Annotated in this window: 20 protein-coding genes and 1 pseudogene; 7 read left to right on the top strand and 14 right to left on the bottom strand. The window is 67.1% G+C overall.

Annotated features, from left to right (window positions below):
- Positions 1–9 precede the first annotated feature (9 nt).
- Positions 10–276 carry a ubiquinone biosynthesis accessory factor UbiK gene (gene ubiK / locus FA89_RS19505; protein ID WP_081916803.1) on the bottom strand — a complete coding sequence of 89 codons (267 nt, stop codon included), beginning with the start codon at positions 274–276 and terminating at the stop codon, positions 10–12.
- 182 nt (positions 277–458) lie between these two features.
- On the opposite strand from ubiK, the gene glnK reads away from it, so the two are divergent.
- Positions 459–797: a P-II family nitrogen regulator gene (glnK, locus tag FA89_RS03680; protein ID WP_036138319.1), complete on the top strand. Its 339-nt coding sequence runs from the start codon at positions 459–461 to the stop codon at positions 795–797.
- A gap of 15 nt (positions 798–812) precedes the next feature.
- Here the strand turns inward: glnK and FA89_RS03685 are convergent, their stop codons facing one another.
- Positions 813–1,340, bottom strand: a complete 528-nt coding sequence (locus FA89_RS03685; RefSeq protein WP_036138322.1) for a hypothetical protein — start codon at positions 1,338–1,340, stop codon at positions 813–815.
- A gap of 111 nt (positions 1,341–1,451) precedes the next feature.
- Complete coding sequence (gene gpmA / locus FA89_RS03690; protein ID WP_036138325.1) at positions 1,452–2,186, bottom strand: 2,3-diphosphoglycerate-dependent phosphoglycerate mutase; 735 nt, start codon at positions 2,184–2,186, stop codon at positions 1,452–1,454.
- Between the two features lie 156 nt (positions 2,187–2,342).
- Between gpmA and FA89_RS03695 the strand changes: the two genes are divergently transcribed.
- Complete coding sequence (locus FA89_RS03695; protein ID WP_036138327.1) at positions 2,343–2,999, top strand: hypothetical protein; 657 nt, start codon at positions 2,343–2,345, stop codon at positions 2,997–2,999.
- A gap of 14 nt (positions 3,000–3,013) precedes the next feature.
- On the opposite strand, the gene hemF is transcribed toward FA89_RS03695, so the two are convergent.
- Complete coding sequence (gene hemF / locus FA89_RS03700; protein ID WP_036138329.1) at positions 3,014–3,916, bottom strand: oxygen-dependent coproporphyrinogen oxidase; 903 nt, start codon at positions 3,914–3,916, stop codon at positions 3,014–3,016.
- Between the two features lie 92 nt (positions 3,917–4,008).
- Positions 4,009–4,716, bottom strand: coding sequence for a YdcF family protein (locus tag FA89_RS03705; protein ID WP_051938500.1), 708 nt, complete (start codon positions 4,714–4,716; stop codon positions 4,009–4,011).
- A gap of 115 nt (positions 4,717–4,831) precedes the next feature.
- On the opposite strand from FA89_RS03705, the gene FA89_RS03710 reads away from it, so the two are divergent.
- From FA89_RS03710 to FA89_RS03725, 4 genes are read left to right on the top strand one after another with little or no spacing between them, the layout of a single operon-like run.
- Positions 4,832–6,022: a beta-ketoacyl-[acyl-carrier-protein] synthase family protein gene (locus FA89_RS03710; RefSeq protein WP_036138332.1), complete on the top strand. Its 1,191-nt coding sequence runs from the start codon at positions 4,832–4,834 to the stop codon at positions 6,020–6,022.
- Positions 6,019–6,822, top strand: a complete 804-nt coding sequence (locus FA89_RS03715) for a beta-ketoacyl synthase chain length factor (RefSeq protein WP_036138335.1) — start codon at positions 6,019–6,021, stop codon at positions 6,820–6,822. Before FA89_RS03710 ends, FA89_RS03715 begins: the two co-directional genes overlap by 4 nt.
- Positions 6,819–7,589 (top strand): glycosyltransferase family 2 protein, encoded by a 771-nt coding sequence (locus FA89_RS03720; protein ID WP_036138337.1) that lies wholly within the window; start codon positions 6,819–6,821, stop codon positions 7,587–7,589. Before FA89_RS03715 ends, FA89_RS03720 begins: the two co-directional genes overlap by 4 nt.
- A 37-nt stretch (positions 7,590–7,626) precedes the next feature.
- Positions 7,627–9,231: an NAD(P)/FAD-dependent oxidoreductase gene (locus FA89_RS03725; RefSeq protein WP_081916330.1), complete on the top strand. Its 1,605-nt coding sequence runs from the start codon at positions 7,627–7,629 to the stop codon at positions 9,229–9,231.
- Positions 9,232–9,265: 34 nt separating this feature from the next.
- On the opposite strand, the gene FA89_RS03730 is transcribed toward FA89_RS03725, so the two are convergent.
- The 4 genes and pseudogenes from FA89_RS03730 to FA89_RS03745 all read right to left on the bottom strand — a co-directional run bounded on the left by FA89_RS03730 (position 9,266) and on the right by FA89_RS03745 (position 11,330).
- Entirely contained in the window at positions 9,266–9,700 is a 435-nt protein-coding gene (locus tag FA89_RS03730) for a phosphotransferase (protein ID WP_036143605.1), read from the bottom strand.
- 5 nt (positions 9,701–9,705) lie between these two features.
- Positions 9,706–10,670: pseudogene (locus FA89_RS03735) on the bottom strand (LpxL/LpxP family acyltransferase).
- Positions 10,667–10,981, bottom strand: coding sequence for a hypothetical protein (locus tag FA89_RS03740; RefSeq protein ID WP_036138339.1), 315 nt, complete (start codon positions 10,979–10,981; stop codon positions 10,667–10,669). Before FA89_RS03740 ends, FA89_RS03735 begins: the two are co-directional and overlap by 4 nt.
- Positions 10,982–11,042: 61 nt before the next feature.
- Complete coding sequence (locus FA89_RS03745) at positions 11,043–11,330, bottom strand: phosphopantetheine-binding protein (RefSeq protein ID WP_255349643.1); 288 nt, start codon at positions 11,328–11,330, stop codon at positions 11,043–11,045.
- A 163-nt stretch (positions 11,331–11,493) separates the two neighbouring features.
- On the opposite strand from FA89_RS03745, the gene FA89_RS03750 reads away from it, so the two are divergent.
- Complete coding sequence (locus FA89_RS03750) at positions 11,494–12,483, top strand: chorismate transformation enzyme, FkbO/Hyg5 family (RefSeq protein WP_036138343.1); 990 nt, start codon at positions 11,494–11,496, stop codon at positions 12,481–12,483.
- A gap of 35 nt (positions 12,484–12,518) precedes the next feature.
- On the opposite strand, the gene glmU is transcribed toward FA89_RS03750, so the two are convergent.
- The 5 genes from glmU to atpG all read right to left on the bottom strand — a co-directional run bounded on the left by glmU (position 12,519) and on the right by atpG (position 18,101).
- Positions 12,519–13,898 (bottom strand): bifunctional UDP-N-acetylglucosamine diphosphorylase/glucosamine-1-phosphate N-acetyltransferase GlmU, encoded by a 1,380-nt coding sequence (glmU, locus tag FA89_RS03755; RefSeq protein WP_036138346.1) that lies wholly within the window; start codon positions 13,896–13,898, stop codon positions 12,519–12,521.
- A gap of 67 nt (positions 13,899–13,965) precedes the next feature.
- The gene (locus FA89_RS03760) at positions 13,966–15,042 is read right to left on the bottom strand and encodes a DUF748 domain-containing protein (RefSeq protein ID WP_036138350.1); all 1,077 of its coding nucleotides are present in this window, start codon (positions 15,040–15,042) and stop codon (positions 13,966–13,968) included.
- A 192-nt stretch (positions 15,043–15,234) separates the two neighbouring features.
- The gene (locus tag FA89_RS03765; protein WP_036138353.1) at positions 15,235–15,660 is read right to left on the bottom strand and encodes a F0F1 ATP synthase subunit epsilon; all 426 of its coding nucleotides are present in this window, start codon (positions 15,658–15,660) and stop codon (positions 15,235–15,237) included.
- A gap of 42 nt (positions 15,661–15,702) precedes the next feature.
- Positions 15,703–17,115, bottom strand: a complete 1,413-nt coding sequence (atpD, locus tag FA89_RS03770) for a F0F1 ATP synthase subunit beta (RefSeq protein ID WP_036138355.1) — start codon at positions 17,113–17,115, stop codon at positions 15,703–15,705.
- A gap of 77 nt (positions 17,116–17,192) precedes the next feature.
- Positions 17,193–18,101, bottom strand: coding sequence for a F0F1 ATP synthase subunit gamma (gene atpG / locus FA89_RS03775; protein WP_036138356.1), 909 nt, complete (start codon positions 18,099–18,101; stop codon positions 17,193–17,195).
- Positions 18,102–18,161 lie beyond the last annotated feature (60 nt).

Below are 18,161 nucleotides of genomic sequence, written 5' to 3' on the forward strand. Positions count from 1 at the left end.
TCCCGGGCCTTACGGCCTTCCTGGCTGGCCGTGCTGCGCTACGCTGACTTCCAGGTCGGCGAGGCGCTTTTCCAGAGCGTCGAGCTTTTCTCGCGTACGAGCCAGCACCTGGCTCTGCACATCGAATTCTTCACGAGTAACGAGATCGAGGCGGCGTAGTCCCTGCGCCAGAATATCTTTGAAGTTGGCGTGCATATCCTCACGCGCTTGCGCCAACCCTGGCGGAACCAACGATGCCAACCGCTGTGCGAGTTGATCGATACCCTGCACATCCATCTTGCGCACCCCGATGTCGTGGAAAGAAGTTTAGGTGATTCATTTGTAGGCGCTATAGGCCTACGCCTACACGGCGTGTAGGGTTTCCCCTACAAAATGCCTCGGGCAGACGATAACCGATCGCGGATGGCACAATGACCGCCTGCGCGCCGGTAGCCGGACGTGCCCTTCAGGAGTGTTACATGAAGCTGGTCGTCGCCATCATCAAGCCGTTCAAGCTGGACGACGTCCGCGAGGCCCTCGCCGAGGTCGGTGTCCAGGGCGTCACGGTGACCGAGGTCAAGGGTTTCGGCCGTCAGAAGGGCCATACGGAGCTCTACCGGGGTGCCGAGTACGTGGTCGACTTCCTGCCGAAGATCAAGCTGGAGGTGGCCGTGGCCGACGACCAGATCGAGCGCGTGGTCGAGGCGATCCAGGCCGCGGCCCGCACGGGCAAGATCGGCGACGGCAAGATCTTCGTCAGCCAGCTCGACCAGGTGGTGCGTATCCGCACCGGCGAACTGGACAACGACGCCCTCTGACGGCGTCGTCGACGATCAGACGGCGGGAGCCAGCCGCTTGAAGCGGCGGTGGTGCAGCAGGATGCCGGCGTAGTACGCCGCGTAGTAGCCCAGGGTCAGTCCTACCACCAGCATGGTCAGCGGACTGTTCCCCGGCGGCGGCGTGTGGGCCGCCATCGGCGCCGCGCCCTCCACGACCGGGGCCAGCACCAGGAAACGCCAGGCCATGCGGCCCACCAGCAAGGCGGTCAACGCGGCACCGATCCAGGGATTGGGGACGTAGAAGTCGCCGCCGTCCGGCGTGGATTCGAACCGGGTCAGCCGCAGGCCAACCAGAGCCAGGGCGCTACCCAGCACGATGCCGCCCAACGCCCCCTCCCCCAGCCGGATATCCTGCAGGCCCGAAAGCATCGCGAAGCAGGCGACCAGGGCGAAAATGACCACGCGGGCGGTCATGCGCTTCGTCCGGATGGGCTGCCGCCCGAAGCTGCCACGAACCCGGCGGTAGACGGCGAAGGCCATCAACGGGGCGACGATGAACGGGATGGCGGCGGGAGCAAGCATGGGATGGCCTCGGCAGGGGTGGACTGTGGGCTCACCTTACGACCGGGGCCGGCCCCGCGGCAGGGCCGGATGTGAGGGTTTCGAGGTGACGTATGTCAGGTAATGGGCGACTTACTTCGCTTTGCCCTGGTTGGCCACCGCGGCCATCCGGGCTTCGATGTCGGCCTGGTCGCCCAGGTAGTAGTGCTTCACGGCCTTCAGATCGGCATCGAACTCGTACACCAGCGGAATGCCGTTGGGGATGTTGAGCTCGGCGATATCGTCGTCGGAGATGCCGTCGAAGTACTTCACCAGCGCGCGCATGGAATTGCCGTGGGCGGCCATGAGGACGTTCCGGCCCTCCCTGATCGCCGGGGCCAGCACCTCGTGCCAGTACGGCAGCACGCGGGCCACGGTGTCCTTCAGGCACTCGGTCAGCGGCACGTCGATGCCCTCGTAGCGGGCATCGTCGGCAAAGGCCATGGCACCGGCCTCGAGCGCCGGGGGCGGCGTGTCGTAGCTGCGGCGCCAGACATGGACCTGGTCGTTGCCGTACTTCGCCGCCGTCTCGGCCTTGTTGAGGCCGGTCAGCGCACCGTAGTGACGCTCGTTGAGGCGCCAGTCGGTAACCACCGGAATCCACATCAGGTCCATGGCGTCCTGCGCATGCCACAGGGTGCGCACGGCGCGCTTGAGGTAGGACGTATGCGCCACGTCGAAGGTGAAGCCGGCTTCCTTCAGGAGGCGACCCGCCTCGCGGGCCTCGGCCACGCCCTGCTCGCTCAGGTCGACATCGGCCCAGCCGCTGAAGCGGTTTTCGAGGTTCCAGGCCGACTGGCCGTGGCGGATCATGACAAGCTTGTACATGGCATCCAACGTCGGGAAGAAAAATCCGATGGTGGAACCTCGCCCGCGAGGCGTCAACTTCGACACGCGTGGGGCATCCCTGTCGGAAGTCACGCTAAACCTTACGACGCCCGCGCGCATCTCAGGTGTCCTAGTCCACTGCCGGAGTGCCGCACCATGCGTCGTACCCTTCTTTCCCTCCTCATCGCCTTTTCCGTGGCGGGCGCAGGCGCCGCGATGGCCGCCGACGACATCAGCAAGATCAATGGCACCGCCTCGGTCGACGCCGGGCAGACCGCTGGCGACGTGCACACGGTGAACGGCTCGGTGAAGATCGGCGCGCGCGCCACCGTGGAAAAGGCCAGCACGGTCAACGGCTCGATCGACCTCGCCGAGGGCGCCACGGCGACGGAGGTCAGCACGGTCAACGGTTCCGTGTCATTGCATCCGCAAACCCGCGTCAGCGAGGATCTGCACACCGTGAACGGCCGGGTCCAGCTGGAGCGCGGCGCGGACGTCAAGGGCAAACTGTCCAACGTCAACGGCGAGATCTCCCTCGACGGCGCGCATGTCGGCGGCGGCATCGAGACCGTCAATGCGAATATCACGCTGGACGGCGGCGCGAAGGTCGAAGGCGGGATCCTGGTGAAGAAGCCGAGGATGGGCTGGCACAGCAGCAACGACAAGATCCCGACGATCGTGATCGGGCCCCATGCCGTGGTCCAGGGTCCGCTGACCTTCGAGCACGAGGTCAACCTTTATGTCAGTGCCTCGGCCAAGGTCGGCAAGATCGAGGGCGCGACGCCGCAATCGTTCTCGGGCAGCGCGCCGTAACCCGAACCGCGGACTCAGATCCAGTCGCGCGGCTTGAGGTATTCGGACAGCCGGGCCTCGGCGGTGTCCGCTTCCGGGGTGTAGGCGTACTCGAAGCGGACACGCGGCGGCAGGCTCATCAGGATGGACTCGGTGCGCCCGCCGGATTGCAGGCCGAACAAGGTGCCGCGGTCGTAGACCAGGTTGAACTCGACGTAGCGGCCGCGCCGATAGAGTTGGAACTCCCGTTCGCGCTCGCCATAGGGCGTGTCGCGACGGCGTTCGACGATGGGCAGGTAGCCGTCGAGGAAACCCTGGCCGACGTCGCGCGTGAAATCGAGGCAGCGTGCAAAGCCGCCTTCGTTGACGTCGTCGTAGAACAGGCCGCCCACGCCACGCGTCTCGCCCCGGTGCTTCAGGTAGAAATACTCGTCGCACCATTGTTTGTAACGCGCGTAGACATCGTCGCCGTAGGGTGCGCACAGGTCCCTTGCCGTGCGATGCCAGTGACGCACGTCTTCGTCGAACGGGTAGAACGGCGTGAGGTCGAAACCGCCGCCGAACCACCAGACCGGCTCCGCGCCTTCCTTCGATGCCTCGAAATAGCGGACGTTGGCATGGGTGGTCGGGATATACGGGTTACGCGGGTGAAGCACCAGCGACACGCCCGTGGCGACGAAACTGCCACCGACCAGGTCGGGCCGATGCGCCGTCGCGCTGGGCGGCAGCTGCGAGCCGGAAACGCGCGAGAAGTTCACTCCCGCCTGCTCGAACACCGCGCCGTCGCGCAGCACGCGGGTGCGACCACCGCCGCCGGCGGGGCGCGTCCACGCGTCTTCCTCGAACCGCGCGGTGCCGTCGATGGCTTCCACGGCGGCGCAGATGCGGTCCTGCAGCCCGCGCAGGAACGATTCGGCTAGGTCGGCTTGTTCGGACATGGTGCGGAGGGCCTTTTACGAGGGATACCCCGAAGCTTAGCAAGACGCGGCGACGCCCCTGCTGCGGCACGCGGCCGCGCGACGGTGACGCATCAGGAAATGCGCGCGGCCATCCGCCGATTGCCGGTGAGCGACGCCCAGCGCATGCCGATGTCGATCCACATCAGGTAACCCGCTTCCATCAGCATCCGCACGATATAGCGGCCCGACAGCGCCAGGCGGGGCTCCGCCGCGATGGGCGCGGCATCGAAGCCGAGCCGTCGCGCCAGGTACAGACAGCGGGCCAGATGATAGCGGCTGGTGACCAGCCAGACCGCAGGCAACGGCGCCGCGTGAGCGGGGCGCAGGAGTTCGCGCGCGTGCCGCAGGTTTTCGAGGGAATCGATCGACAGCTGCTCCAGCGTCACGGGGACCTCCGCGGGCCACTCGCCGGCCGCGGCCAGCCAGCGTCGGCCGGCCTCGGCTTCGCTGATCGAACCGCCGCTGCTGCCGCCCAGCAGCAGGACCCGGTCGGCCCGGCCGGCCAGCACGTTGTCCCGGCCCCGTGCCAGGCGACCGATGAAATCCGCCTCCGGCCGATCCTGGACCAGCATGCGCCCGAAGATCAGCAGCGCGCGGCGCGTGTTGCCGAGGACGGGACTGCGCCATGCAATGCGCCACACGTTGACCAGATGCGCCACGTAGACCAGGCCGAGGCTGCCGACGAAGACGACGAGGGTCACCCCTGCCGCGACCAGGATGTCGCGATCGCTCAGGTAGCGCCAGACGCCGCGGCGGAGGGGTTTGAGTAAGCCGGCCATAGGCAGCGGAGTCTGGCCACTCGGGCTGCGCGACGCAACGACATGGCGCCCCTGCGACCCTCGTTCACGCGACGCTGCGCGCTAAAAAGGATAGGCTCTTCACATGCCTCATCCCATGCCCCCCCTCGCCATACGCGCGTACACGGCGACCTCCGCGCTGGGTCGCGGTCTCGACGCACACGCCGCCGCCATCGCCTCGTCACAAGGGGGCCTTCGTCCGAACGACTTCAGTTCCGCGCCGCTACCGTGCTGGATCGGGCGCGTCGACGGCCTCGAAGACGAACCCCTCCCACCCGAATGGGCCGGGTGGGACTGCCGCAACAACCGGCTCGCCTGGCTGGCCCTGCAACAGGATGGTTTCGCCGGTGCCGTGCATGCGGCACGCGAGCGTTATGGCGCCTCCCGCGTCGCCGTGCTGCTGGGCACCTCCACCGCCAGCATCGGCCTGACCGAAGAGGGTTACCGCCGCCTGGACGACGGGCGCATGCCCGCGGACCTGCGACGCCCCATGCTGCATACCCCGCATTCGCTGGCCGGCTTCGTCGCCACCACGTTCGCGCTCGAGGGTCCCTGCCTCACCGTCGCCACGGCCTGCTCGTCGAGCGCCAAGGTGTTCGCCAACGCGGAGCGGATGATCCGGCTGGGCCTGATCGATGCCGCCGTCGTCGGCGGTACCGACACGCTATGCGACAGCGTGCTGTTCGGCTTCAACTCGCTGGAACTTGTCTCGGCGTCGCCGTGCCAGCCGTTCGACGCGGAGCGCGCCGGCATCTCGATCGGCGAGGCCGCCGGCTTCGCCCTGCTGGAACGTGCCGTGGAGGGTGAACACCTGCCGCTGTTGATCGGCTACGGCGAGGCCAGCGATGCCCACCACATGTCCACGCCCCATCCCGAAGGCCTGGGCGCCGAACTGGCCCTCGACGACGCCTTGACCCGCGCCGGCCTCGTGGCGACGAAGGTGGATTACATCAACCTGCACGGCACCGCCAGCCAGAAGAACGACGAAGTCGAGGCCGCGCTGGTAGCGCGCCGCTTCCCCGCCACGACGCGCGCCAGTTCGACCAAGGGCTTTACCGGACACACCCTGGGTGCCGCCGGCATCCTCGAAGCCGCATTGACCCTGCTCGCGATGCGCGACGGCGTCGTGCCGGCCAACCTCGGCGCGAGCGTGCCGGACCCGCTGTGCGGTCCGCAGATGGCCTGGCAGCGGGAGACCGCCGATATCCGCTTCGCCCTGAGCAATTCCTTCGGCTTCGGTGGTAACAACGCATGCCTGGCATTCGCACGCGCCGGAGAACCGGCATGAGCGCGGCGCTGACCGTATGGGTCAAGGGCGTCGGCCTGTGGGCACCCGGCGTGGCGAACTGGACGAGCTTCCTCGCCGTCGTCAACGACGGTGCCGCGCCCGAAACGGCCACGACGCGTCCCACGGCGGACGTCCTGCCGCCCAACGAACGCCGGCGTGCGCCGGAAAGCGTGCTGCTTGCCGCCGCCGCCGCCGGACAGGCCGTGCAGATGAGCGGCTACGATGCCGCCTCGCTGCCCTGCGTGTTCGCTTCCGCGCACGGTGACCAGGCCATCACGGACTACATGTGCACCACCCTGGCCAGCGCACCGACCGAACTGTCGCCGACGAAATTCCACAACTCGGTGCACAACGCCCCGGCCGGTTACTGGACCATCGCCACGCACTGCCATGCCAGCTCCAGCGCGATAACGGGCGGTGAGGCTACGTTCGGTGCCGGCCTGCTCGAAGCCGCCACGCTGGCGGTCGCGGACGACCGGAACGTGCTGCTCGCCAGCTACGACATCGCCGGCACCGGGCCGCTGGGCGAGATGACCAGCAGCACCGGGCCCTTCGCCTGCGCACTGGTGCTGTCGCCGCATGAAGACCGTTCCGCCATGCGGCTCGACCTGATGCCCACCGTGGGCAACAGCGCCCATGAGCCCTCGGGCGATCCATGGATGGATACAGTAGCGGCGAGCAATCCTTCCGCCCTGGCGCTGCCGCTGCTGCGCGCCCTGGCACATGGCCGCCCCACCGCCCTGCGAGTGGCGGCCGCCCAGGGGCTTGACCTGCATATCGATCTGGAGATCTCGGCATGACCGCGGCTGGTGAACGCTTCTGCATCCTCATTCCCTGCCTCAACGAGGAACGCGCCATTGCGCGCGTCGTCGGCGAGGCCCTGGAACTGGGCCTGCCTGTCATCGTCGTCGACGACGGATCGGACGATCGCACCCCGGATATCGTCGGTGCGCTGCCGGTCACCCTGCTCCGCCACGACACACGGCGGGGCAAGGGCGAAGCGTTGCGCACCGGGTTTCGCGAAGCGCTCAGGCAGGGCATCGACAACGTGATCACGATGGACGGCGACGGGCAGCATCGCGCGTCCGACATTCCGGCGATCCTCGAGGCCAACCGGCGTTATCCGGGCAGCATCGTGATCGGCGCGCGGCTGCTCGCCCGCGACCAGCAACCGCCGGGTCGCCGCCGGGCCAATGCCGTGGCCGACTGGGGCATCTCGTGGGCCTGCGGCCGACCGGTGGCCGACACGCAGAGCGGCCAGCGGCTCTACCCACGTGCCGCCATCGAACTGGTGGACCTGCCGGCGGAGCATTTCGTCTTCGAGGCCGCGCTGCTGATCACCGCCTGCCGCGAACGCGGCATCGGTGTCGTCTCCGTGCCGATCGCTTCGCGTTACGAAGGCGAGTTCCGGCTCAGCCATTTCCAGCCCGTACGCGACGTCACCCGTATCACGGTCTACACGATCGGGCGCATCTTTCACTACGGCAATGTCATGGCCTGCTACCGCTCGTCACGCGCCCACCCCGTCGTGGTCGATGCCGGCAGCGCCGCGCACCCTTCGCATTGATCCCCCGCACCACTGCATCGCTCGAGAGGCCACCACGATGGATCGCACGACACACGACGCAATCATCCTCGGTGGAGGCCTTGCCGGCCTGACGCTGGCCCTGCAACTGAAGGGCGAATACCCCGACATACGCATCGTGGTGCTCGAACGCAACGTGCATCCGTTGCCAGTGGCGGCACACAAGGTGGGCGAGTCCACGGTGGAGATCGCCGCGCACTACTTGGCGGAAACGCTGGGTCTGCGTGAGCACCTGGAGTCCGAACACATTCGCAAGTTCGGCTTCCGCTTCTTCTTCTCCGAGGGGCGCGACGACCTCGCCGACGTGGTGGAACTGGGCGTTCGCGCCGTGTTACCGACGCCGAGCTACCAGATCGACCGCGGCATCCTGGAAAACTTCCTCGCCGAGGAAGCGACCCGTCGCGGCATCGTGTTCCTCGCGGGCGCCGTCGTGCGCGGCTTCGAGATCGGCCCGTCCGACGAGCCTCACACCGTGCGCTTCCGGCACCAGGACGAAGACCATGTGGCGGAGGCCCGCTGGCTGCTCGATGCCTCGGGCCGCGCGGGCATGATCCGCCGCAAGCTGGAACTCACGCGCGACAACGGGCACCACGCCAACGCGGTCTGGTTCCGCATCGACGACCGCCTGGCCATCGACGACTGGTGCGCCGACGCCGAATGGCAGGCGCGCTGCGATCCCGCGGAACGCTGGCGCTCGACCAACCATTTGTGCGGCCCGGGCTACTGGCTGTGGCTGATCCCGCTGTCGTCCGGTGCGCATTCCGTCGGCATCGTGGCGGATGCCACCATGCATCCGATCGAGGGCATGCGCGATTTCGACCTTGCGCTCGCCTGGATGCATGAGCACCAGCCGCTGGTGGCGCGCGAGGTGGAAAAGCGACGTGACAAGCTGCTCGACTTCGCCTTCTTCCGGAACTTCTCCTATAGCTGCTCGCGCATGTATTCCTCCGATCGCTGGGCGCTCACCGGGGAAGCCGGCGCCTTCCTCGATCCGTTCTATTCGCCCGGCAGCGATTTCATCGCCATCTCCAACACCTACATCGTCGCACTGGTCGGGCTGGACCGTCGCGGTGAGCCCCTGGCGCCGCACGCACGCCTCTACGAGCGGCTGTTCTTTTCGTTCTACGAGAACACGCTGTCGATGTACCGCGGGCAGTACAACCTGTTCGGCGACCCCGAGGTGCTGCCGATCAAGGTGATCTGGGATTACGCCTACTACTGGGGCGTGCTGTGCCAGCTGGTGTTCCAGAAGCGCCTTGCGGACAGTTCGCTCATCGCAACCCTGGGGCCGGAACTGACCGCGGCGTCACAGCTCAATACGGACATGCAGGCCTTCTTCCAACGCTGGCACGCGGTATCGGAACGACGTAATCCGCGCACCATGCTCGACCAGCGTGAGCTGGCCTGGTTCGCGCAGATGAACGCCACGCTGCACGACACCCTGGACACGGAAGCACTGACGACGCGCCTGCGCGACAACGTGCACATGATGCGACTGCTCGCCGCCGCCATCGTGGAACGCGCTGCCGCCGATCATCCGTCCGTGCTGGACGACGCCGCGCACCTGCTCGACCTCGAAGGCCCCCGCACCGAACTGTTCCCCACCCTGGTCGAAGCCGCGTAGGAGCGCACGCTGTGCGCGATTCGCCATTCGCGACTCACCCGCCCGGGTGAATCACCGCCGCTCGCCCCGACGCGATCTCCACGCCATCGTGCGCGATGCGGAACGTGTATTGCGCGCCCGAGCCGTCGGCGATCAGGCAGGTGGCGTGCACGTCGATGGCGCCGGCCAGCGTGTCGATGCGGTCGACGGCCAGTCGCACACCCCGCAGGCTGACCAGCATGCCGGGCTTCGGTTCGGTCTGGCCCTGCTCCTTCGCCAACAGTGCGCCGTGTACGGCCATGGCCTGTGCGCCGTACTCGGCCAGGTGCACCGCGTGCAGGCCGTGCTCACCGCGCAAGGGGTGGGTGTCGAGCCCATGGCGGGTGCTTACCGCATGGATGGACGCGGCATCCCACGCCAGCACGCCATCGAGCAGGCACATGTCGCCCGCGTGCGGGATGAGATCGATGAAGTCGGCCCTGTCCAGCATGGCGGTCATTGCACGGGCCCGACCACGGGCGGTTCGGTCGCGGACGACGCATGGGCCGCCGAGGTTTCGGCGACGGCATCGCCTTCCTGCCAGAAGTCGTAGAAGTTGAACCAGTTGAAGGGGTAGGTGCGCGCGTAATGCTCCACACGCCGGACATAGTGCTCGATGATGTCGTCCAGCGCCGCGGCACGTTGCGCACGCGGTACGGCAATGCCGTCGGAGAACGGCTCGAAGATCAGCCGGTAGCGGTTGCCACCCAGGTAGATGCCCATGCACAGCACCACCGGAATCTTCAGTGCCGCGGCCAGCAGCCACGGACCCACCGGGAACGGTGCCGGCGTGCCGAGGAAGGGCACCCTGCGGGTGGCTTCGTCGCGGTGTCCGCGGTCGGCCAGCAAGGCCACCATCGCGCCCTGCGCCGCACCTTCGGCCATGGCCAGCGCGACCGAGGCCCCCCGCGCGATGCGTCGATCACCGCGGCGCCGACATCGGGCGCCAGCGCTTCGAGCACCGTGGTGAGCGCCGGGGTTTTCTGCTTGTCGAGCACGACGCGCAACGGTACGTCGGGACGTCGGGCACCGAGCGCGCGCAGCGCCTCGAAGCTGCCCTGGTGCGAACCGATGAGCAGGACGCCGCGGCCCACGTCGATCCAGCGGTCGAGGTGCTGCAGCCCCTCGGTCTCCACCTGGAAGTCGCGCTCGCCACGGGCTAGGAAGAACAAACGGTCCAGCAAGGTGCCCGCGAACAGGTGGATGTGGTGGAACACGTCGCGGGACCGCACCGGACGCCCCAGGACACGGGTCAGGTAGGCACGCGAGGCGGCGCGTTCGTCAGCTCGCCGGAGAAAAAAATACAGGGCGATCGGATACAGCAGCAGGCGGGCGACGCGCCGCCCGAAGCCCAGCGCGACCGTCCGGATCAGCCAGATCGCCACCACGCCGCCGCCTTCACGCTGCTGCCAGTGGCTCATGCCGCGCCTTCCAGCGTGCCGCGCACGAGGATGTCGGCGCCGCGATGCACCGTGAATCGGAAGCGCCCGCTGTCGAGTGCGACAAGCTCCAGCTCAGCCGTCTCGTCCGGCCGCAGGGGCGCGAGGAACTTGGCGTCGACCACCTGGCGCACGGACAAGCCCCGCCACGCGAGCAGCGCCGAGGCGGCAGCCTCGATCAGCAGGACGCCGGCGACGATGGGTTGCCCCGGGAAGTGACCCGCGAAGCTGGGGTGGCTGGCGTCGAAGCGCAGGGTGCGCACGCAGGACGCGGGATCGGCGGCATCGCTCATTGGCATCTCCGGTGGGCGGCCGGGGCAGGATCGACCCATCCCGTGCGCACCGGAACGACGCTCAGGCCGCGGCGCGGTGCTGTTCGATGTGATCGGACAGGGTGCGCAGGCTGGTGAAAATGGTGCGGTTGTCCGGGTTGTCGGACTTCAGCTGGAAGCCGTACCGCTTGGACACGGCCAGCGCGATTTCGAGCGCGTCGATGGAGTCCAGGCCCAGGTCGCCACCGAACAGCGGCGCATCCGGATCGATGTCGGCCGGCTGCACCGACTCGAGGTTGAGGCTCGTGACGATCAGTTCGGCGAGTTCGTGCTGTGCTGCGGTTTGCGTTGCCATGTGGTCTTTCCAGATCCTGGATATGCCTGCCTCCCCCCGGATGGCAGCGGTCGCGGAGTTTACCACAGCGCCCTGGACCGTTCGCCGACGCCAGTTCCAGGCACCGAGCCTGTCCGTTCACGTTCTACGCCCGTTGTGGGGCGATATGATGCCCTGAACGCGTTCTATGGAATATCCGATGCCCCAAGGCACTGAAATGCGCGAGCGCCCGGCGCTCGCGGCCGCACCCTCGCCACGGGTGCACTACCGCCACGGCCCAGTCGCGCCGGGCCCGCATACCCTGGCGCTGTTCGGCTTCGGGCCCGACGCCGGCCACAGCGACGATCCGCGCTGGCTGCGGGTCGCCCTCAGCCCCTTGGGCGATGCTCCGATGGAAGCCTGGGAGGTGGACGTCCCGGTGGAGGCCGGCCGCCAGGGCGACCTGCGCTGGTCGCGTGGCGGCGGCTGGCTTTACGCCGCGGTGCAGTGCCATGAGAACGACCACGGCGGCCCTGAAGGCGCCGCAGCCTATGCCTATGGGCTGCTATCCGACTTTGTCGGGCAGGCGGACGAGTGCCACGTGCAGCGCATCTGGAACTACCTCGGCGCCATCAACCAGGGCGGCGGCGACGACGAGCGTTACAAGCATTTCTGCACCGGCCGCATCCGTGGCATGGGCGATGCCTTCTCGCAGGGCTTTCCGGCGGCCTCCGCCATCGGTCATCACGACGATCCCGGCCTGCTCCAGGTGTACCTGCTGGCCACCGACCGGCCCGGCACGCGGGTGGAAAACCCCCGCCAGGTCAGCGCGTGGCAATACCCGCGCCAGTACGGCCGCACGCCGCCCAGCTTCGCCCGGGCCACCCTGCTGCCCGCCGACGATGTGCTGGCGATCTCCGGTACAGCCGCCGTCGTAGGGCACGCATCGGCCCATGCGGGCGACCTCGATGCCCAGTTGACGGAGACCTTGCGCAACCTCGACGCCCTGCTGGAGTCCGCAGGCATGCCCGCCGGTCTCGGCGCGTCGGCACCGCTGAAAGTCTACGTGCGGCATCCGGCCGACGAAGCAGCGGTGCGCGCCTTCGCCGTGCGACGCCTGCCCGGCGCACCGCTGCTGCTGGTGCACGGCGATATCTGCCGTGCCGAGCTGCTGGTGGAGATCGACGGCTGGCGTTACCGCCACGCTTGATGACGAAGGGGCGGCGTGCGGCGCCGCCCCTTCGCTCAGGACCTCTTGGTGGGCCGTGCCCAGCCTTCGATGGCCGTCTGCCGCGCGCGGGATATCGTCAGGGTGTTCGCCGGTGCGTCCTTCGTGATCACGGAACCGGCGCCGATCGTCGCTCCCGCGTGCAGTGTCACCGGCGCCACCAGGGCGCTGTTGGAGCCGACGAACACCCCGTCCTCGATGGTGGTGCGGCTCTTGTTCACGCCGTCGTAGTTGCAGGTGATCGTGCCCGCGCCGATATTCACGCCGCTGCCGATGACGGTGTCGCCGAGGTAACTGAGGTGATTGGCCTTGGAGCCCGCGCCGATGCGTGCGTTCTTGGTCTCCACGAAGTTGCCGATGTGGACGCCCGCCGCCAGGTCGGTGCCCGGCCGCAGACGTGCGAACGGACCGATGGTGCACGGACCGTGCGTCAACACGCCGTCGAGATCGCCGTGCGCCAGCACCACCGTGCCCGCCGCCAGCGTGACGTTGCGCAGCCGCGTGAACGGGCCGATGCGGACGTCGTCGCCGAGCACCACCTCACCTTCGAGAATCACGTTGACGTCGATCTCCACGTCGCGGCCCGCACGCACCGTGCCGCGCACATCGAGCCGAGCGGGGTCAGCCAAGCGCACGCCTGCCAGGGCCAGCTCGCGCGCCGCGCGTTCGCGATGCAGCGCTTCCAGGCCGGCCAGCTGCCAGGGATCGTTGGCACCGGACGCCTCGACGGGATCGCAGGGCACGCACGCCGCCGGCATGCCGAGACGGGCTGCCATGGCGAAGACATCGGTGAGGTAGTACTCGCCTTGGGCGTTGGCGTTGCCGAGGCCCTGCGTCCAGCCGAGCAACCGCGCGGCATCACCGGCAACGATCCCCGTGTTGACGCGGTCGATCGCGCGCTGAGCGGTGTCGGCATCCTTTTCCTCCACGACCTGGGTGACCCGGCCGTCGGCGTCGAGCACCACGCGGCCGTAACCGTGCGGATCGGTCAGGCGCGTGGCCAGCATGGCCAGGGCGCCGGGCGCGCCGACCAGCGCCGCGAGCGTTTCCGACCGGACCAGGGGCACGTCGCCGTAGAGCACCAGCACACGCCCTGCAAGGATGCCCGCGGCGTCCAGGTGCTCCAGCGCCGTACGTACGGCATGCCCGGTGCCCAGGCGCTCACGCTGCTCGATCCAGCCCAGCGACGTATCGGCGGCGAACGCGTCGCGCACCTGCTGGCCGTTGTGGCCGTAGACGACATGGATGCTCGACGGGTGCAGCGCACGGGCCGCGGCAACGACATGCGCCAGCAGGGGGCGGCCGGCCAGCGGCATCAGCACCTTGGCGGAGGCGGACTTCATCCGCTTGCCCTCGCCGGCGGCGAGGACGAGGACGTGAAGGGGCGTAGCGGTCATGGGCGATCGGGCCTGCCTGGATACGAGGGCCGCACTGTCGCGCGTTTGGCCGGCCGTGCCAAGTCGGCTAGTTGTCGTCCGGCCGTTTGGAGAGGTTCTCGAGGTTGGGCTTATAGGCCTCGACGAAGGCGTTGCGCAGGATGCCGACGATGGCATCGGACGTGGACACGCTCTTGTCGTCGATGTTGCCGGAGATGGACACCCGCGTTGCGAACTGGTCCTTCGCATGGTTCTTGAAGATCTTGGCCACACCCTCGGCAGCCGCTTCGTAAGCCAGCTTCAGCGGGCCCTTCTTGTCCTGCTCGACATCCTGTTTCCAGCTGAAGAGCTTCAGGCCGTGGAACAGCGGCTTGGCGTAGCCGGTGAGCTTGCGGTCCTTGGCCTGCAGTTCCATCACGAAATCGCCTTCGCCACCGGCGAAATCGAGGCCGGAATACGCGCGCGCCAGGCTGTTCGCCTTGACCAGCTTGATGTTGCGGATCGAGATCGAATAGTGGAAATCGCCCAGGCGTTCCACGGGATCGATCTCCGCGCTGGTCTCCAGCGGCGCATCGCCCAGCACCCTCGCCGTGGCGTGCATGTGCGCCACGCGGTCGCCACCTTCGCGCTTGACGTTGGTGAGGTTGGTCACCTGACCGTTGACGTCGGTCATCTTCAGGTCGACCTTGGGACTGGATACGAAGTTGTTGAACGTGATGGTGCCGTTGGAGACGTTGATCTCGTCGAAGCGGAACGGTGCCAGCGCGTGCAGTTGCTCCCGCCAGTCCACGCCCTGGCCGGTCTGCTTCTCGCCTTCGGACTTACCGTCGACGAAGTTGACCACCGGGTCGAAGAAATCGATCTTGCCGCGGAAGTGCCCCTGCACCAGCGCCTTCCAGGTCAGCGAGATATCCGCCCGGGCTGTCTTGAACAGCGGCACCGGCACCTTGCCGTCCACCTTGGTGATGGACATCTCGTCGATGGAATACGCACCGCGCCACAAGTGGATGTCGATATCCGCGATGCGACCGCTGTACGCACCCATATGGGCCAGACGGTGATTGAGGTAGTTGAGCACGACATAGGGCAAGGCGATGCGGGCCGCGATCAATACGACGGCGACCACTCCGATGATCCAGAGGCTTCGGCGGTAGCGGGTGCGCATGGGGCAATCACCTGTAAATGACGTGCCAGTGTTGCGCCGCGCGGGTTAGTTCCGGATGAAGACGGTGATTACGCCAAAGAGAGGTTCTTCGCGCGTTAGCGGGGCGGAGGCGTCGGGACGGCCCAAAGTCATGCGTGAAAAACCAAAAAAAACCCCTCCGAAGAGGGGTCCTTGGTCGACGGGCGTCGTCGCTCAGTGCTTGAGCGTCTTGCGCATGCGCTCCAGCGCCTGCAGCTGCGCCAGGGCCTCCGCCAGCTTGGCCTGGGCCTCGGCGACGTCCATCTGCGGGCCGCGCTGGGACAGGGCGGCCTCGGCTTCTTCCTTGGCCTTCAGGGCGGCGGCCTCGTCGAGGTCGGCGGCGCGGGCCGCCGTATCGGCGAGGATCGTCACCACCTGCGGCTGCACTTCCAGGATGCCACCGGACACATAGAACTGCTGGCGGTCGCCGTTGGTGCCGACCACGTCCACGTGGCCCGGCTTGAGGCGGGTGATCAGCGGCGCGTGACGCGGCGCGATACCCAGCTCGCCGAGTTCACCGGTGGCGACCACGAGCGTGGCTTCGCCGGAGTAGATCTCGGCTTCGGCGCTGACGATGTCGACGCGGATGGTGTGGGTCATGGGCTTGTCTTCCGTTGGTCGTGAGTGGGAGAAGAAGGTCGCTTACGCGGCCTTCTTGGCACCCATCTCTTCGCCCTTCTTGATGGCTTCGTCGATGCCGCCGACCATGTAGAACGCCTGCTCCGGCAGGTGGTCGAGGTCGCCGTCGAGAATCATCTTGAAGCCGCGGATCGTTTCCTTCAGCGCGACGTACTTGCCCGGCGAGCCGGTGAACACCTCGGCCACGTGGAACGGCTGCGAGAAGAAGCGCTCGATCTTGCGGGCGCGCGACACCGAGGCCTTGTCTTCCGGCGACAGCTCGTCCATGCCCAGGATGGCGATGATGTCCTTCAGCTCCTTGTAGCGCTGCAGGGTGCCCTGCACGCGACGGGCGATGTCGTAGTGCTCCTGGCCGATCACCGAGGCGTCGAGCTGGCGGCTGCTGGAAGCCAGCGGATCCACGGCCGGGTAGATACCCAGCGAAGCGATATCGCGGCTCAGGGTAACGGTGGCGTCCAGATGCGCGAAGGTGGTGGCCGGCGACGGATCGGTAAGGTCATCCGCGGGCACGTACACGGCCTGGATCGAGGTGATCGAGCCGGTCTTGGTCGAGGTGATGCGCTCCTGCAGGACGCCCATTTCCTCGGCCAGCGTCGGCTGGTAACCCACGGCCGACGGCATGCGGCCGAGCAGCGCGGACACTTCGGTACCGGCCAGCGTGTAGCGGTAGATGTTGTCGACGAACAGCAGCACGTCCTTGCCCTTGCCCGTTTCGTCCTTCTCGTCGCGGAAGTACTCGGCCATGGTGAGACCGGTGAGCGCGACGCGCAGGCGGTTGCCCGGCGGCTCGTTCATCTGGCCGTAGACCATCGCGACCTTGTCCAGGACGTTGGAATCCTTCATCTCGTGGTAGAAGTCGTTCCCCTCACGGGTACGCTCACCCACGCCGGCGAACACGGACAGACCCGAGTGCGCCTTGGCGATGTTGTTGATGAGTTCCATCATGTTGACCGTCTTGCCCACGCCGGCGCCGCCGAACAGGCCGACCTTGCCGCCCTTGGCGAACGGGCACATCAGGTCGATGACCTTGATGCCGGTTTCCAGTAGTTCATTGGCCGCGGCCTGCTCGTCGTAGGACGGGGCTTCGCGGTGGATGACCCACTGTTCCTTCTCGCCGATGGGGCCGGCTTCGTCGATCGGGTTGCCCAGCACGTCCATGATGCGGCCGAGCGTGGCCGCGCCGACCGGCACCTTGATGCCTTCGCCGGTGTTGCGGGCGAGGAGGTTACGGCGCAGGCCGTCGGTGGAACCGAGCGCGATGGTGCGCACGATGCCGTCGCCGAGCTGCTGCTGCACTTCGAGGGTGATCTCGGTACCGTCGATCTTCAGTGCGTCGTATACCTGCGGCACCTGGTCGCGCGGGAATTCGACGTCGACGACGGCGCCGATGATCTGAACAACTTTACCCTGGCTCATGGAATGCTCCGGATGAATCTAAGTAGGTTTCGGTTCGGGCGCCGCACTGTGCGTCGCCATCGCGTATAGCTTTGGGATCAGACCGCGGCGGCGCCGCCGACGATCTCCGAGATTTCCTGGGTGATCGCTGCCTGGCGCGCCTTGTTGTAGACCAGCGTCAGTTCGCCGATGACTTTGTTGGCGTTGTCGGAGGCGGCCTTCATGGCGACCATGCGCGCGGCGTGTTCGCTGGCGAGGTTCTCCAGCGTGGCCTGGTACACCACCGACTCGATGTAACGCGTCATCAGGTGCTCGAGCACCGTGCGCGCATCGGGTTCGTAGATGTAGTCCCAATCGTGCGTCTGCTCGACCTTGACGCCCTTGGCGGCATCGCCTTCGGCGCTTTCCAGTTCCTTCGCGACCAGCGACACCGGCAGCAACGCCTCGATGGTCGGCTTCTGCACGATGGTGTTCACGAAGTCGTTGTAGACCAGGAAGACACGGTCGAGCTTGTTGTCGCTGTAGCCGTCGAGCACGACCTTGATCACGCCGATGACGTCTTCGAGCTTGGGCTTCTCACCGAGGTGGGTCGCCGTGCCGATCAGGTTCACGCCCTTGATGCGACGGAAGAACTGCACGGCCTTCTGACCGATGGCCACCACGTCGATCTCGGCACCCTTGTCCTGCCACTCGCGGATCGAGGTCAGCGTGCGACGGAACAGGTTGGAATTGAGGCCGCCCGCAAGGCCGCGGTCGGTCGACACCACGATGAAGCCCACGCGCGCGACTTTTTCCCGCTCGGTGAGGAACGGATGGGTGAAGTCCGTGCTGGCCTGGGCCACGTGCGCGATCACCTTGCGCATGAGACGCGCATACGGACGCGAGGCCTTCATCAGGTCCTGCGCCTTGCGGATCTTCGACGCCGAGACCATTTCGAGCGCACGCGTCACCTTGCGCATGTTCTGCGTGCTCTTGATCTTGGTTTTGATTTCGCGGCCGCTAGCCATGGGTACTCGCCGTTACGTGAAACGTGAAAACTTAGGAGGGCAAAGCGTCAGTTACATGGT

This window comes from Luteibacter sp. 9135, assembly GCF_000745005.1.
In the GTDB taxonomy this organism is placed as follows: Bacteria; Pseudomonadota; Gammaproteobacteria; order Xanthomonadales; family Rhodanobacteraceae; genus Luteibacter.